12 protein-coding genes are annotated in these 17,909 nt (G+C 32.2%); 1 reads left to right on the top strand and 11 read right to left on the bottom strand.

What is annotated here, in order from left to right:
* From O3801_RS07100 to O3801_RS07080, 5 genes are all read right to left on the bottom strand, one after another.
* Positions 1–380: Rib/alpha-like domain-containing protein (locus O3801_RS07100; protein ID WP_371454513.1), on the bottom strand; the 380-nt coding region annotated here is incomplete at its 3' end.
* A 26-nt stretch (positions 381–406) separates the two neighbouring features.
* On the bottom strand, positions 407–6,526 hold the full coding sequence (locus O3801_RS07095) for a Rib/alpha-like domain-containing protein (RefSeq protein WP_371454512.1): 6,120 nt from the start codon (positions 6,524–6,526) through the stop codon (positions 407–409).
* Positions 6,527–6,860: 334 nt separating this feature from the next.
* A complete protein-coding gene (locus O3801_RS07090) occupies positions 6,861–7,859 on the bottom strand; it encodes a D-2-hydroxyacid dehydrogenase (RefSeq protein WP_371454511.1) in 999 nt (332 codons plus the stop codon).
* Between the two features lie 111 nt (positions 7,860–7,970).
* Positions 7,971–8,690 carry an HAD family hydrolase gene (locus O3801_RS07085; RefSeq protein ID WP_371454510.1) on the bottom strand — a complete coding sequence of 240 codons (720 nt, stop codon included), beginning with the start codon at positions 8,688–8,690 and terminating at the stop codon, positions 7,971–7,973.
* A complete protein-coding gene (locus tag O3801_RS07080; RefSeq protein ID WP_371454509.1) occupies positions 8,680–9,372 on the bottom strand; it encodes an HAD family hydrolase in 693 nt (230 codons plus the stop codon). Before O3801_RS07080 ends, O3801_RS07085 begins: the two co-directional genes overlap by 11 nt.
* A gap of 315 nt (positions 9,373–9,687) precedes the next feature.
* Between O3801_RS07080 and O3801_RS07075 the strand changes: the two genes are divergently transcribed.
* Positions 9,688–10,524 (top strand): DegV family protein, encoded by an 837-nt coding sequence (locus O3801_RS07075; RefSeq protein WP_371454508.1) that lies wholly within the window; start codon positions 9,688–9,690, stop codon positions 10,522–10,524.
* 115 nt (positions 10,525–10,639) lie between these two features.
* Here O3801_RS07075 and O3801_RS07070 read toward each other — a convergent pair whose 3' ends face one another.
* From O3801_RS07070 to dnaB, 6 genes are all read right to left on the bottom strand, one after another.
* Entirely contained in the window at positions 10,640–10,834 is a 195-nt protein-coding gene (locus tag O3801_RS07070; protein WP_371454507.1) for a heavy-metal-associated domain-containing protein, read from the bottom strand.
* A 31-nt stretch (positions 10,835–10,865) separates the two neighbouring features.
* Positions 10,866–13,319, bottom strand: coding sequence for a heavy metal translocating P-type ATPase (locus O3801_RS07065; protein ID WP_294683532.1), 2,454 nt, complete (start codon positions 13,317–13,319; stop codon positions 10,866–10,868).
* 229 nt (positions 13,320–13,548) lie between these two features.
* Positions 13,549–14,211, bottom strand: coding sequence for an RDD family protein (locus O3801_RS07060; RefSeq protein WP_294683533.1), 663 nt, complete (start codon positions 14,209–14,211; stop codon positions 13,549–13,551).
* Positions 14,212–14,224: 13 nt separating this feature from the next.
* Positions 14,225–15,202 (bottom strand): signal peptide peptidase SppA, encoded by a 978-nt coding sequence (sppA, locus tag O3801_RS07055; RefSeq protein ID WP_294683534.1) that lies wholly within the window; start codon positions 15,200–15,202, stop codon positions 14,225–14,227.
* A gap of 92 nt (positions 15,203–15,294) precedes the next feature.
* Complete coding sequence (locus O3801_RS07050; RefSeq protein ID WP_371454506.1) at positions 15,295–16,527, bottom strand: DUF4767 domain-containing protein; 1,233 nt, start codon at positions 16,525–16,527, stop codon at positions 15,295–15,297.
* An 11-nt stretch (positions 16,528–16,538) separates the two neighbouring features.
* Complete coding sequence (gene dnaB, locus O3801_RS07045; RefSeq protein ID WP_371454505.1) at positions 16,539–17,900, bottom strand: replicative DNA helicase; 1,362 nt, start codon at positions 17,898–17,900, stop codon at positions 16,539–16,541.
* Positions 17,901–17,909 lie beyond the last annotated feature (9 nt).

The following is a 17,909-nucleotide window of genomic DNA, read 5'->3' as shown; positions in this document are numbered from 1 at the left end:
CCTGGTGTACTTACATCTGGATTTGTTTTCCATGTTACAGTCGTACCTTCCGGTAAGCCGGTTTTGTCTACACTGTCTTCTGCATTTGGCACTGTACCGTTATCCACTGTTTGTGATTTCGGTTGTGGATCGTATTTCCCTCGCATAGACCAAACTGTAATATTTACTAAGGTAGATGTCGAATTTCCAGCTTTATCTCTTGCTATTATCGTTACACCATACATCGTATTGTCGGATTTAATTTCCGGTACTTCTCGTACACCTTCCTTGAAAGTAATTATTCCGGTAGATTCATCAAAAGTTAAGAATGAAGGCATATTTCTTACTTCAATCGTAGCAATTCCACTTCCACTTGCATTATCTTCTGCTTTAATCTTCATCACAGGTAACGTTTTATCTAATGCTGTCATTTCCCAGTTTTTATTTTCTTCTGAGTTAAAATTGTCGGATCTGTCACGTCTTTTACTTTTAACGGAATCGTAACATCTTGTTCTGAACCATCAATATATGTTACTTTTGCTTGAATTGTTTGATCTCCATATGTTGTTGTGCTAATTGGTGTTTTTGATTCCACTTTTGCGATTTTCGCATTACCATTGTCACCTTGTGCATTAATCGCATTAACTACTCCTTTTAACATATCAGATGTTACTTTTGCATTTTGATTTACTTCGATTTGTGTTCCAGTCGCTGTATATTCTTCACTTACTTTTCTTACAGTTACATTTACTGTAACTACATCTTTTGATCCATCTGGATATGTGATTTCCACTTCTCCTGTTGTTGAACCTGGTGTATTAACTACTGGTGGTGTTTTCCATGTCACCGTTGTTCCATCTGGTAATCCTTGTTTATTTACGCTATCTTCTGGATTTGGTACTTGTCCGTAGTTTACCATTTGATCTATTGGCTGAGGATTAGTCTTCGCACTCATCGAAGATACTGTAATTTTCGCAGTTCTTTCACTAACATTCCCTGCTTTATCTTCTACACGAATATTCAAATTAAATTCTTTACTTGGTGTATTTTCTGGTAGTTTTTCTACTTCTTGTTTTCCAGCTTTAAATTTAATTGAGTTAGTTGTACTATCATATTCTAAGTAATCGGGAAGTCCTTCTACACTTACTGTTTTTATGCCACTTCCGTTCGCATTATCTTCTGCACTTACTTCCATATTTGGTAAAATTTTATCTAATGCAGTCATTTCCCAGTTTTTATTTTCTTCTGGAGCTGTAATAGTTGGTGGAGTCACGTCTTTTACTTTTAATGGAATTGTTACTTCTTTAGTTGTTCCATCTTTGAATGTTACTGTCGCAGTAATATTTTGATTTCCATAGTTAGCTGTGCTAATCTCTGCTTTTGGTTCTACTTTTGAGATTTTATCAGTTCCGTTAATATTTCCTTCTTTTGATGTCGCTGTTACTTTGGCTTTTAAGTCATCATTTGTTACTGGAGTATTTTGGTTTACTTCAATTGGTGCTCCAGTCACTTCGTATTCTGAGCTTAATTCTTTTACAGTAACTTTCACATTCACTGTATCTTTTGAACCGTCTTTATATGTTACTTCTACTACTCCGTCTTTTTCTCCTGGTGCTGTTGTTTCTGGTTTTGTTTTCCAAACGTAACTATTTCCTTCTGGTAAGTTAGTTTTATTAACACTTGTTCCTGCATCTGGTTCTTCTCCATAACTTACTGTTTGTTTGTCTGGATTTGCAGTTGCATCGTATTTTGTAGTCATTGATTTCACAGTAATTGTTACTTGTGTGTTACTACTATTATTTGCATTATCCACTACTGTAATTGTAATATTGTGTGTTTGCTCATCCGTTCCTTCTGGTAATTTTGGTACTTCTTGAACATCATTTTTAAACTTAATTGTCTTAGTCGCTTCATCATATTCTAAGAAATCTGGTAATCCCATTACCGTTGTTGATTTAATTCCACTTCCTCCAGCATTGTCCTCTGACGTTACTTTAATTGGTGGTAATATTCTATCTAGCGCTATTAAATCCCAACTTTGATTCTCCATCGGTGTTTGAATCGTTGGAGCTATAACATCTTTTACTTCAAGTGGAATTGTTACTGTATCTGTTGTATCATCAAGATACGTTACAGTTGCAGTAATTTTTTTCTCCCCTGCTGCTGCAGTGCTGATTGTTCCAACAGGAGTTACAGATTTCACCTTACTAGCACCATTGTTACTAATTGTCACCGCTGCTTTTAATTCTTCATTTGATACTGAGTAATTTTGATTTTTAACTATTTTAGTAGCTGTTGGTTCATATTCATCACTTAATTTTCTCACATTTACAGTCACATTAACTGCATCTTTTGAGCCATCTGGATATGTAACAGTTACTACTCCATCTTTTTCACCAGGTCCATCTGTTGTGACTGGTGTTGTTTTCCAAGTGTAACTTGTTCCTTCTGGTAGTCCTGTTTTATTCACGCTTGTGCCTGCATCTGGAGTTTCACCATAACTTACTGTTTGTTTTTGAGTGTTTGAAGTTGCATCATATTTTGTAGTCATTGATTTCACAATAAAAGTTAAATGTGAAGTACTACTATTATTTGCATTATCTGTCACACGAATTGTAGTTGTATATGTTTGAGAATCTGTACCAACTGGTAATTTAGGAACTTCCTGAGTACCTTCTTTAAACTTGATGGTTTTAGTCGCATCATCATATGTTAAAAAATCTGGTAAGTCTGTTACCGTTGTTGACTGAACACCACTTCCTCCAGCATTGTCATTAGACGTTACTTTTATTGGAGAAAAAGCTTTATCTAATGCAATTAAATCAACATTTTGACCATTTGCTGGTGTTTGAATCGTTGGTGGTGTCACATCTTTTACTTCTAACGGAATTTTCACTGTATCTGTTGTATCATCAAGATAGGTTACCGTTGCAGAAATTTCTTTTTCCCCCGCGTCGGTAGTACTAATTGTTCCAACAGGAATAACAGTTTTTACCTTACTATTCCCATTTTTATTAATTGTTATAGCAGATTTTAAGTCTTGATCTGAGACAGTATCATTTTGATTTTTAACTATTTTAGTAGCTGTTGGTTCATATTCATCACTTAGTTTTCTCACATTTACAGTTACATCAACCAAATCTATAGAACCATCAGGGTATGTTACAATTACTACCCCAGCCTTTTGACCAGGACCAGTAGTTGTGTTAGGCATCGTTCTCCAAGTATACGATGTTCCTTCTGGTAACCCATTTTTATTAATACTTGTTTCTGCATTTGGTGTTTCACCATAACTTACAGTTTGTTTTTGTGAATTAGCCGTTGCATTGTATTTCGTAGTCATTGACTTAACAGTAATTGTTACTTGTCTTTGACTAGAATTGTTTGAGTTATCTGTAACTTGAATAGTTGCAGTATAAGTTTTACTATCTTGTCCAACAGGTAATTTTGTTACTTCTTGAACACCATTTTTAAACTTAATTGTCTTAGTTGTATCATCATATACTAAGAAATCTGGTAGTCCTGTTACTGTTGTTGATTTAATACCAGTTCCTCCGTTATTATCAACAGAAGTCACTTTAATCGGAGGCAATGTTCTATCTAATGCAATTAAATCCCAATTTTGTCTATCACTAGGAGATTGAATTGTTGGTGCTGTTACGTCTTTTACTTCTATAGGTATGTCAACTGGATCTGTCGTATTATCTAAATAAGTAACAGTCGCTTTAATCGTAGACGTTCCAGCATTTGTTGTACTAATATTTCCGACATACGCAACAGATTTCACTTTACTAGTTCCACCGTTATTCACTGTTACTGCTGCTTTTAATCTATCATTCGTTACTGAATCATTTTGATTCACAGTAATTTTTTTTCCAGTTGGTATATGTTCATCACTTAGTTTGCGAACTTTTACGGTTACATTTACCGTATCTGTTGAACCATCTGGATAAGTTACTGTTACAACACCTGTTTTATCCCCTGGACCTGTTAATGTACTAGGTTGTGTTGCCCAACTATATCTTGTACCTGTTGGTAATCCATTTTTTTGAATACTTGTTCCTGCATCAGGCGTTTCCCCATAACTTACTTCTTGAATTTGGGAATTAGCGACTGCTGTATATTTTTGTGTTTGAGATTGAATATTAAAAGTAATATTTTTAGTCGCCGTATTCCCTTTTCTATCCACTGCTTTAACAGTTACTTGAATACTAGATTTACCATTTTGGAAATTATTAGGTATAACTCCATTAATCTCTATTTTCGATGTTCTTGGATTATAAAATAACGGATTTGGCAGATTTTCAACCGTTATAGGATTACTATCTTTAAGTCCTACTCCTTTATTATTATCCTGTGCAGAAATATTTATCTCACTTGGCAACCCTTCTAATCTTGTTAATAATACTGAATCTGGTGCTGTAATAGTTGGATTAATATTGTCCACTATTTCTACCGGTATAGTTACAGTTTTCATCAAATGATTACCACGAAGAATCTCAATTTCTTTGTGTTGTACACCCGCAGTAGAAGTATCTACAGTCGATGAACCACCTTTCCAACGAACAGTTAATTCACCTGGAAGTGCTGAATTATCCGAAACAGTAATATAATTTCTTGCATCTCCCAATTGACCAGATTGATTCTGGTTAATTTTCTTATCTTGTTTTCCTACAAAGTCTAAAACTGTATAAGGAGTTGTTACGTCTTTTGTTACTCCATTTGCATAAGTTGTCGTTACTACAACGTTTCTTGTTCCCGTTTGTTGCAAGTTAAAAGGTGTTTTATACGTTACTTGAGCTGTCGATGGTACTTCATTTCCAGTTTTTGAACGTACTAATTGTCTAGGATTTGTATATAATTCTTTAGAATCACCAAAATAAGCTGTTATACTTTGATGTTTTGCTTCTACATCATTTGTCGCATTTGTTTGAATAGTTTTCGGATTAAATCCATCTTTGAAGTGGATTGTCATTGTTGTTCCATCAGCAGAAACCTCAGCACGATCAAAGTCACTCTTATGACCTGAAGGTTTCATAATATCTGGATGTTCTGTTTTAAATTTCTCAATTAGAGCTGTTTTTTCATTTTCAGTTAAATGACGAACATCATCTACATATGTTTGTGATAAATCCTTTACTGTATTACGCTCACTTTGCGGTTTAATAATAAAAGTAAATGTATAAGGTTTTAACTGATTTGGAGCTACTCTTGTATTAGATGCAATATGAACTTCATATCTACCAGGTTGAACTATTGCTCCCTCTCCTACAATCCCTCTAATAGCAGCATTCGTAATGGGATTATTAATTTCAGTTCTACCATACTCTATTTCACGACTTCTTGCCGTCCCTGCCTGCTTATCCCAGTAAGCAACATGCATTTTTAATCCTTTAATTGGAGAGTTGCCTGTAAAACCAACAGTAACAATATAATACGGAGTTGGATCTTCTACTATTTTACCTCGAACATACGTAGTGAACTTTCTCTCATTTCCTACTCTTTCACCTTTTATCTCAATTAAACTCCAAATTTCATCTGAATTATAATAGACTGCTGTATTCCCATTTTCAATAAGATTACCATTTCTTCTATTTTCCTTGTGAGTGTATACTATCCCTCTAAAACGACTCTCTCCATTTTTATCTATAACTTTTCCGTTACGTGGATCTCGTCTTCCTGAATTAGCACGAGTAACTCTATTAGCTACTCTATTTCTAAGATAAATTGCTTCATTCAATAATTTTTGAATACTTTCTTCGCTATTATTATTATTGGTTGGAAGTTTTTCAATAACGTTAACTAGTTCTCTTTCAGAATCAGTAAATTCATAATTTATTTCGCTAGCTAAACTATTGATTTCTTTTACAATATTAGTTGCTTTAGTTGTTTTCTCATTATATCTTCTAGCAACATCTTCCTTATTATTATCTTGTTGTTTTTCTTTAATTTCTTTCTCAGAATTTACTTTTTCATCTTTTTTAGATTCAACTTTTTCTTTAACTTCCGATTTATTATCTTCCCTAGGTTTGTCTTCTAATTTATCAAAAATTTCTTTAAGAGTTTTTACTTCTTTATCAATTTCTTCTTGAGTTACTTCTTTGTTATCTAGTGCTTTTTCTGCACGTGACAAAACAAGATTAAGCTCTTTTACAGATTTTTCAGTTTTTTTACTGATATCCGTATTCTTAATCTTATCTACTAATTCTTTTAGTATTTTTTTGTTAACTTCTTTTTTCTCAATCGTCTTTTCATCATTTTCAGTTAAAACAGCAGTATTTATAACCCTATCTTTAGAATTTTCTACTTGTTTTTCCCTTTGTGAAGTTGGATTATCAACCACCGATTTCTTATTAACTATATTGTCCGTCTTATCTTGTTTAACGACTACTTCTGATTCACTTGTTTCTTTTGCATATGTTACTTGCGGGCCTGTAACGCTTACTCCCCCAACAACAAAAAATAGCGAACAACCAAAAAGAATATGCTTACCCTTTTTAACCATGCGCCAATTTTTTTGTTGGAGCCCTTGTCGATTAAATAACATCTGTTTTCTCCTTTTTTCAATCTAGTATTTACGAAATTATTAATATACATTATATTATATCTCTAATCCTTTAGAGATTCAATACTTTCATATAGACTAAACACTTATTGTAACAAAATTGAAACATTCATAAATCTGTTATTTTCTTATTTTTACTCAATTAATTATATAGATTTACATAATCCAAATAATTGTAACCTTAACTTTAATCAAACAAATATATTTCTACTTTATCGGTATATTTAATTATCACCCTAATATATTCCTTCATACTTTATTAGTAATAAAAAAAACTTGGTTGTGCATATTACAAACCAAGTCTTTTTATTCATTATTATTTATTTACAACATTCGCAGATGTTCCAGTTGTAACTACTTCTACAGCCGCTTCTAATCCACCTTCTACAAGGTTTTGAATTGCAGTTTCTGTATAGAATGCTGTGTGCGGAGTATAAATTACATCATCACGATCTATTAGAGTTTGTAGTAATTCATCATCAAACTCTTTTCCTTCGAAGTTTTTAGGAACATATTTACCTTCGTTTTCATAAACATCTAATCCCGCTCCAAGAAGTTTTCCACTATCTAAAGCGCGTAATACAGCCTTTGTATCGACTAGCATACCACGAGCTGCATTTAGCAAGATTGAATTATCTTTCATCTTAGCAAGAAATTCATCGTTTACCATGTGGTTGTATTCTTTAATAGCTGGCATATGAATAGTAACAATATCAGAATTTGCTATTAAATCATCTAGATTTTCAACATAGTCTAATACTTCTTTTGCCGCTTCATTTTGATAAACATCATAACCTAAAACTTTAGACCCTAAAGCATTGAATAATCGAGCAGCTTGAGTACCGATTCTTCCAGTACCTATAACACCTACTGTTAAAGTTCTAAGCTCACGTGATAATATCCCTGGATTCCAAGAGAAATTATGTTTTTCTACATTGCGTTGAATTTTATTTGTATTTCTGCTAATACGTAATGCAGAAGTTAGAACATGCTCAGCAATAGCATTTGGTGAATACGAAGGTACATTCGTCATTTTAATTCCAAGCTCAGACATTAATTCTAAATCATAAATATCAAATCCAGCTGAACGAGTCGCAAAAACTTTAACTCCTTGTTCTTTAGCATATTCATATACATCTCGCTCGAAAGGTTTATTTTGAGCTAAAACTACACCTTCTTTACCTTCTAATAAATGTTTGTTAGCTGATGTAAGTTCTTCAGTATAAACATCAACTTCAACCTCAGGATGAGAATTTCTCCAACTTTCTAAAGCACTCTTTTCATCTTCTCTTAAATTAAAAAATACTAATTTCATCTCTTTTCCTCCTTAGACAAAGTACTAGTTCAACTTTATTCTAGTAAACTTCTAATAAAATCAATATACCTAATTTTACCATAAAAATTAACTTACTAAAACTATTTTATTTTACTTTTCAAAAATTTCTGAAATAATTTCAAACAATTTAGCATTGTTTTCCGCTATTTTATAAATATATGCATTCTCCGGTATTTTTTTCTTATAACGATTTATCCAAATCGCTTTCCAACCAGCATTATTCGCACCTACTATATCATTCTCCAACGAATCTCCAATATAATATAGAGAATCATTAGGAAGTTGTAATTTTTCTTGCATGATTTCAAATATTCTAACATCTGGCTTATTTATACCATAGTCACCCGAAACAATAATATTCTTCCTATCAATCCACTTTTCAACACCTAATGCTTTCACCTTAGACCATTGATGTTCACTTGGTCCATTAGTAATTATTCCAAGCTTTACATTATTCTCTTTTGCAAGTTCTAAGATACTTCTAGTTATATCAGACATTTGCAATTTTTGTTGATTCTTTTTATATTCTTTTTGCATATTAAGTGCTTGTTCATCAGATAAACATACACCCAAATCTTTCGCCGCTTCTTGAATCCTATAAATATGATATTCATCCATAGTCATCTCACCATTCCGAGAATCTTCAAATTTCACATCACTATAGTATCTACTCAAAAGATAAAATTTCTCCATGTCAATATCCATATCGAATAGACTCTTATATGCATTTTCAAATGGAACTATCTGTTCATACAACGTATCATCCACATCAAAAACCAGACCAATCATTCTATTTTCTTTACTCACCATTTTCCAATATTTTAATAACCTCTCCTAGATTCCCGACTATTTTATAAGCTCTTTCTTTGCAGACTTCATCCGGCTCAAACATATCTGGAACCATAATAACTTTAGCACCTGCTGTACTTCCTGCAATTACACCAGCCATAGAGTCTTCCAGTACTATACATTCCTCAGGTTTTACACCTAAACGCTCTGCAGCTAATAAAAACACATCTGGTGCGGGTTTACCATTTTCCACTTCTGCCCCACTAGCAAGCTCATCTATATATTTCACAAGCCCAGTCTTCTCCATATTATTAACTATGTGATTCATATTAGAAGATGAAGCCACCGCAACTTTATAATTATTATCTTTTAGATATATTAACAATTCTTCTATAAACGGCATTTTCTTAGGTCCTGTCGTAAACAATATATCCTCTATATATTTATAATGATCGTCAACTAATTGCTTTCCATTAACATCAGAATCTTTAAAATAATTTCCCCAAAATTCATAAATACTCTTTGTAGTAAAACCTAACACTAAAAGTGTCTCTTCTCTAGTCATCTCGTATCCTTGTTTTTTCGCACCATGAATAAATGCTTCTGTCGCCAAACTTTCAGTATCGACCATTAATCCATCCATATCAAATAACACTGCTTTTATACTCATATCTATATCCTTCACTTTTTTTATATTTTTCATCTAAATTATTACTCTATAATCTCTCTAAATTATTATATCATACTTATTATTTCATAGAAGAATGTTTCTTCACCAGTATTGCTACTCCTAAATAATAAAAATATAATTGTAGATATCCAATATCCATATTAACAAACATTAAAATACAAACTTACTTTTAAAATCAATATATTAAGCATATTAAAATCTAAAAATAATAACAATAGTTTACTTTTTATTTCACTTTTTATTTGAAAAAATTTTATTTTTAGTATATTATATATAGACGTGGTTAAACTATAATCATTTAAAACAAAATTAAAGAGGTTAAAATTTATGAAAACAGCTTTTGTGTGCGATTCAGCATTACAAATTAATAAAAATTTTGCAAATAACAATCCAATTACAGTTATCCCTGTTGAAGTTCGTCTTGATGATGAGATTTTCGAGGATAATGTAACTATAACTCCTGACGAATTTTACGAAAGAATACATAACGGACAAAAACCTAGCACAAGCCAACCTGCAGTAGGTAAAATTTTAAGCGTTTATGAAGAGTTAAAACAACAAGGTGTAGAACGTATCGTTGCCTTTAGCGTCTCTTCTAAACTGTCTGGAACATATTCTTCTTTCATTCAAGCCAAAGAGCTTATCGATGGTATAGAAATTAAGGTAATCGATACTCTTCAAATAGCAAGAATGGTAGGAATAGCTATCGAAAAAATTATTAAAGAATTTGAAGCAGGAAGTTTAACATTCGAAAATATAGAAAATAGATACTTAGAACTTTCACAGCAACACAATGTTCTTGTAACCGTCGAAACTATGCAATATTTATATGCAGGAGGTAGACTTACTAAAGCTCAGTTCGTTCTATCAAACCTACTAAATATTCTTCCTATTATCACTATTAAAGACGGTCTTCTTTCAGTGAGCGGTAAACATAGAGGAATGAACAAAGTTCTTTCAAAAATGTGTGAAGAAATAAAAGAAAAAAAACCAAAAAGTTTATTTGTTCTTTATACAACAGATGAATTATTAGAAAAAGCAATGACATCTATCAAGAAAACTTTTGGTGATATCGAAGTTGAAACAGAAATCGTTTCTCCCGTAATTGGATCTCATGCAGGACCTAAAGCTATCGCAATAGGATACTTAGGTTACGATAAATAAAACACAAAAATACCTTAGAATTAGATTAAAAACTAATCCTAAGGTGTTTATTTATTAGGCGTGACTCCAAATTATAATGTTAAAAAAATCAAATTTGTCGAATCAATTTTTTTTATTAAACTATTTTAAAATTTGTATCTACTAATGCAGCTTGAAGTTCTTCTTTCGAAACATTCCCTTCAACTTCAATAGTTTTTTCTTGAATATTAACCTCAATATTATCCACATTATCTAGTTTTGATAATTTTTCTTTAACTGCAGCTACACAACCACCACATTTTACTCCTTCGATACTATATTCATTTTTCATGATTAATCCTTCTTTCTTTTATTGATTTTTATTAATTTAATTTTACTCTTTTTAATCTTAAAGCATTCAGAACTACAGATATTGAACTAAAACTCATTGCAGCTCCAGCTAACATTGGATTTAACAATGGCCCACCAAATATGTAGAATACCCCCATCGCAAAAGGAATACCTATAACGTTGTAGAAGAACGCCCAAAATAGATTTTCTTTAATATTTCTTATAGTTTTTTTACTTAAAACTATTGCATTAACTACAGAATTTAAGTCAGGTTTCATTAACACTATATCTGCAGCATCAATCGCAACATCTGTTCCTGTCCCTACCGCTATTCCTACCTCTGCTTGCACTAGCGCTGGTGCATCATTAATACCATCACCAACCATAGCTACCTTTTTGCCTTGTGCTTGAAGTTTTTTGATTTCATTCGCTTTATCTTCTGGTAGAACTTCACTTACAACTTTATCTATCGATAATTGATTTGCAATTACTTGCGCAGTTTTTTTATTGTCACCAGTTAACATAACTACTTCTAAGCCCAAGCTATGTAGTTTTTCGACAGTTTTTAAACTACTTTCTTTTATTTGATCGGCTACAGCTATAATTCCAGCAAGTTCAGAGTCTACAGCTATGAACAATGGTGTTTTCCCTTCTGAAGCATATTTTTCTGCTTTTTCTACTGAATCTTTAGTACTAATATTGTTTTCTAACATTAATTTTTCATTACCGATTAATATTGATTTTCCATCAACTATTGATGAAATACCTAATCCTGTTAATGAACTAAAATCTTTAACTTCTAACAAATCTAAATTTCTATTTTTAGCTTCATCTACTATAGCTAGACCTAATGGGTGTTCTGAAAGATATTCTACACTCGCTGCAAGTTGCAATAGAACTTCTTCTTTTAAATCGTTAAATGTCACTACATTAGTTACTGAAATTTTACCTTCTGTCAATGTTCCAGTTTTATCAAAAACAACAGTATCAACTTCTTTAGCTAACTGAAGAGCTTCTGAACTTTTTATTAAAATACCGTGTTCAGCTCCCTTACCTGTACCTACCATTATAGCTGTCGGTGTAGCTAAACCTAAGGCACAAGGACAAGCAATAACAAGCACTGCGATAATAATTTTTAAAGAAAAACTCCAAGATGCATCTCCAACAAAGTACCATAAAATTCCAGCTATTAGTGCTAAAACAATAACAATAGGAACAAATACTCCTGAAATTTTATCTGCAAGTTTTGCAATCGGAGCTTTAGAATTTTGAGCGTCTTCAACAAGTTTAATAATCTGTGATAAAGTAGTATCTTTACCAACTTTAGTAACTTTCATTTTGAAAACACCTGTTTTATTAATACTAGCTCCAACGACTTTACTATTAATCTCTTTTTCTACAGGGATACTTTCCCCTGTTAACATTGATTCATCTACAGTTGAACGACCTTCAATCACAACTCCATCAAGAGGTACTTTTTCACCAGGACGAACAAGAAGTATATCTCCTGTAGATATTTCATCTACTGCTACAACATGTTCTTCACCATCTTTAATTAAATTAGCTGTTTTCGGCACCAACCCAACCAGCTTACTAATAGCATTTGTAGTACGACTTTTTGATATTCCTTCAAAGTATTTACCTAGTGTAATCAATGTTAAGATTACCGCTGCAGATTCATAGTATAAATTCATAGCTGCATGTTCATCACCTAAATATACCAATACGGTTGAATAAACACTATATAAGAATGCTGCCCCTGCTCCTAATGCTACTAGAGAATCCATATTAGGTTTTCTTCTAAGAAGAGCTCTAATTCCTACACTAAAGAATTTTCTACCAAGATACAAAACAGGTAATACTAAAATTAGTTGTACTGTTGAAAATAATTTTGGATTTCCCATCGGACTTAAACCTTCCAACGTAGGTAATCCTACCATCTCAGCCATTGCTATGTATAACACTGGTACTGCAAATATAGCCGAATAAATAAATCTTTTCCAAATACTATCTATTTCTTGCTGTTTTTTTTCAGCTTGATCATCAACCGAATTATCTATTTCTAATCTTGCTTTATAACCCGCTTCAGCAACTTTATTCTCGATTTCAGCTATACTTAATTTTTCTTTATCGAATTTTACTACCATCTTCTCAGTAGCGAAATTTACAATGGCTTTTTCAGTTCCATCTAAAGATGAAATCGCATCTTCTATATTTTTCGCGCACGTTGCACAACTCATTCCTTCTAATATAAATGTTCGCTCTTCAATACTAGAAACATAAGTAAGCTTATACCCCGATTTTTCTACAATCTTTTCTACTTCAGTTCTATCTATTCCTTCTCCTCTAGAAAGAGTAAGTTTACTTGTTGCAAAGTTTACATTGACATCCGATAAATCATCAACTTGTTTTAAACTCTCTTCAATATGCGCTGCACAAGATGCACAACTCATCCCTTCAACTATATATGTCTCATTTTTCACCATATATTTATCACACCTATCTCTTAAATATTTTTCGTCTACATTTGTAGTTGTTTTTCATAAATTAAGTATACTACCATCTAAAATTATTGTCAATAATATTTTAAATAATCAATAACAGCTATCATTATGATATATAGTGAAAACTATCATAGAGCGTTTAAAAGGGGATAACTCTACAAAATCAATTTCTATAAAATCATGATTTTTGAGTCACCCCTTACAATATTATTTAGTTTTTACTTTCTAACTTTTCATTCATCTGACGACGTAATTTTGAAAAATCTTCTTTGACTACTACAGTATCAGCAATAAAGTCATGAAGTCCTTTTTTCTTATTCGTGAAAACTACTGCTAAATACGGTAGGTAAACTAAAAATATCGTTAGTAATCTACCAACTAGCTCACGATAAACTACATCTGCAAGACTCAGCTTTTCACCTTTATTAGTCTCTACTTTTATCTTCATAATCATCTTACCTAAGGTTTGAGAGAAGAAGTAAGTCATTGATATAAAATAAACAAACATAACAATAACATAACTCAGAGATTCTTCACCTAAGATAGGAAAATCTAATTGCTTATTCAAAAGTCCAAAACTAAAAGTATTTAATAAACTAGATATAGCGTAAATAACTATCATATCGATTAAATATGCAACAAATCTAATCCAAAAACCTGCATAGAAATTTTTAGAAAGTACTAAATAATCTTCTAATGAAGTTGGTAGCGAGAAGTCTTTTTCTTTTTTATCAGTTATTTCTTCCGCTTCTCTAGTCTCTTTATGCTCATTAGTTGATTGTTCATTTTGTAGCGGATCATTCATCACTACTTCTGAAGTCTCATTTAGAAGCGGATCATATGAAGGTCTATTATTATTTAAATCATTATTCATTTAAATCCCCTCCTTATCCTAAGTAGCTACGTTCAACTTTGTTCGAATTTACTTCACTATTTAATTCAGAGATGAAACTTTTTGTTGTTGCTTTTACAAATCTAGAAATTAAACTTTCTGCAGTTTTATCAGCTCTTAACTCGATTACAGTTGGGTTAGATAATCCTTTTTCTTCTTTTATTAAATCAATAAGTTCATCTTCAGTACCAACTTTATCAGCAAGTTTGTTCGCTACTGCTTGAGTACCAGTGTACGTTCTACCATCAGCAAGTTTCTTAACTTCATCTTCACTTAGATTTCTACCTTCAGCTATAGCTTTTACAAATCTTTCATACGCTTCTTTGTTTTGTTCTTGTAATATTTTTCTTGTTGATTCTGGTAAGTCCTCTGTTAAACCACCTACTGCTTTTTGCTCTCCAGAACGAATAGTTTCTTGTTTAATTCCATGATCGTTTAGGAATTTTTGAGCAGATACATAACTCATAATAACTCCTAGAGAACCAGTAGTTGTTTCAGTATTTACAAAAATTTTCTTAGCTGCAGTCGATACATAATAACCTCCAGAAGCGGCTGTTTTCTTCATTGACACATAAACATCTTTACCACTATTTTTAAGAGCATTGTACAACTCTGCAGTCTCATAAACACCACCACCCGGTGAATTTACAGATAATAGTATAGCTTTAACATTAGGATTTCCTTTTGCCTCTTTAATTTGATTTAAAACAGAACCTCTTGAATAAGTATTCGTCATTTCTGCATTAATCTCACCTTCGATAGAAATCTTTTGAATTACTTGGCTGCTATCACCTTTTTTCAGAGTTAATTTAGTAACACTTTGTTCTTGCAAGAACTCTGTTAAGTATCCGTTTAATTCTGCATCATCTTTTTTATTGCTGTTACTTGATGTTATAGTTCCTTTAATTAACGAAAATACCACTAGAACCACAACAATAACAGTTGATATTAACCTTTTATTCTTAAAATTCATATTTTTTTCCTCCAAAACTTTATTATAATATTTTTTTGTAAAAAGCCAGAAACAAACAACCCTTCCGCCATCTGTCCCTAGCTTTTAATTTACTAACCTTTAACTATTTTTTCAAAACCTTCTTGTAAATAAACATTTGCTGTTCTCTTGAAGTATAAGTATTTCTTATCATTTCCTTGGTTTTGTTCAGTTACTAGTACTATCGGTTCACCATTGAAAATTGTAAAGTAGTATAAATGAGATGCTGGTCCTACAACATTCTCTATATCAGAATATACAGCAACTACATTATATACATCTTTTTGATTTCCTTCTGGTGACCACTTCATGCTTACTAGTTTGTCACCTTCAAGTACTAGGCGTGCTTGTCCAACTTTTTCTGTATCTCCTGGAAGTTGTAATCCATAGTAATTAACTTTATTATCAATCGTATATTCTTTATAATTTTGATTTAAAGTTTTTTCCCATTCTTTTACATATTGATAAAGTTTATTGCTTTTTTCTTTATTCCAAAGAGTATTACTTGTAGATTTTTTCTCTTCTTTTTTAGAGCCATTTTCTTCAGATAAGCCAGTTACTGTAAGAGTACGTTTAAAGCTACCAGTAAGTTTTAACCCTTTTTTCTCAGCTTCCTCTTTATTAAGAGTTATCTCTACATCAACTTTACTTCCATTTTCCAGATTTTCTTTTGGCGAATATTTCACCTCAGGTTTTCTTAAGAATTTCTTGATATTTTCATCAGCATCTTTAACTTCTGGAACTTCCGTAATATTAACATCAACCTTACCATTTCGGTTAGTTCCATAAGCAGCTAGTTCAACTTTATACTGATCAATATGAACTACTTTTGAATCTTTGTTGTAGAATTTGAAATAGTAAATACCTGCAGCAATTACACATACTAAAAGTAATGCGACTAGGTAACCCAGTTTAGAATTTTTCTTTTTAGGTTCTTCTTTAAGACTATTTTCATCACTTCTAGAATTATCACCAGCTATATTCTCATTATTTCCTTGGAAATTATTTCTTTGATTAAATGGGACAAAGCCACCACCTTGATTATACTGTTCATTATTGAAATTATTACTTGAAAAATCCTCGTCTTCTACATAATTACCATCTTGATCATAATATCCAGTTATAATAAAGAAACCATTTGTATCATAATATCCAGCTGGGGTTAGGCCATTATTGGGGGGATAATAATCGTCAGGTATAAAATTGCCATCTTGGTCATAATATCCTCCAGGAATAAAATTACCATTTTCATCATAATAACCATTTTGATTGTTATTCATTTCATTATTTTGATTATTATTTTTCATAACTTCCTCTCCTATTCAGCATAAGTTTTAGATACAAACTTATTAAATCGTTTCATAAATGCAAGTTCAGCAGTTCCTGTTTGTCCATGCCTATTTTTAGCAATGATTACCTCAATAGTTGAAACGTCACTTGTTTCTTGAGGTTCATTTTCATCAGCATCTTCACTTCTATAGTAATCACCACGATATAAGAATGAAACTATATCGGCATCTTGCTCAATACTTCCAGATTCCCTAAGGTCACTCATCATAGGGCGTTTATCTTGCCTAGATTCAACACTACGCGATAACTGAGATAGGGCGATGACTGGACATTCCAGTTCCCTCGCCATCTGTTTTAAACTACGAGATATTTCAGATACCTCTTGTTGCCTATTATCTGTTCTCTTACTTCCTTGCAAAAGTTGCAGATAATCGATAACTACTAGATCTAAACCATGTTCAGCTTTCAATAACTTACATTTCGCTTTCACTTCATTTACTTTAATAAAAGCACTATCCTCAATAAAGACATTTTTCTGATTTAAGAAATGAACTGCCGTTTCTAATTTCAATAAGTCTTCATTGTCAAGAGTTCCTCGTTTAATTTTTTCAGAATCTATCATTCCTTCACTACAAATCATCCTTGATACAAGTTGATCCGCACCCATCTCTAGTGAGAATAAAGCAACTGTTCTCTTTTCTTCTTCAGAACGAGGATTTTTCCCAGCGATATTAAGTGCAATGTTAAGTGCAAAAGCTGTTTTCCCCATTGCTGGACGTGCTGCAAGGATAATTAAATCCCCCTTACCAAAACCGACAAGCTTATCTAATGCCCCGTAACCAGTAGGAACAGCTACATTCTCACCTTCTCCTGCCATACGAGCCAAAATCTCTTTAAAAACTTCCTCAGTAACATCTTTCATATTCTTAAACTGAGATGTTTTTGCACGCTCCATAGCACGTTCAACTTGATCGAATAAAGTTGCAGTTAAAGAATCAATATCAGCATTTCCTTGATTCATCTCTTCAGTACTACTTAATAATGCGGCACGAATTTCTCTGTAAATAGAATATCTCTTTACTAAATTCGCATAATGCATTATATTACGAGAACTTGGAGTAATATCATATAAATCCACTATATATAATGAGGCATCCACATTTCTGAATGCCCCACTATTATTTATTTCTTCAAAAATTGTAGTGGTGTCAGGTATTATTTCCATTTCGTCTAAACGTAAAATAGCACTGTAAATATCTTTATTTCGTTCATCATAGAAGTCCTCAGGATCGACTGTCGCCTTGACTTCTACTAACTTTTCAGGCTCTTGCATTAGAGCCCCTAATAACGATTGTTCCGCCATAACGACAGAATCTATATGATATTTCATATTATCACC

The organism is Gemella sp. 27098_8_149 (genome assembly GCF_041433745.1).
Classification (GTDB): domain Bacteria; phylum Bacillota; class Bacilli; order Staphylococcales; family Gemellaceae; genus Gemella.
The sequence above is the reverse complement of the archived record's forward strand: the minus strand, read 5'-3'. Positions and strand labels throughout refer to the sequence as shown.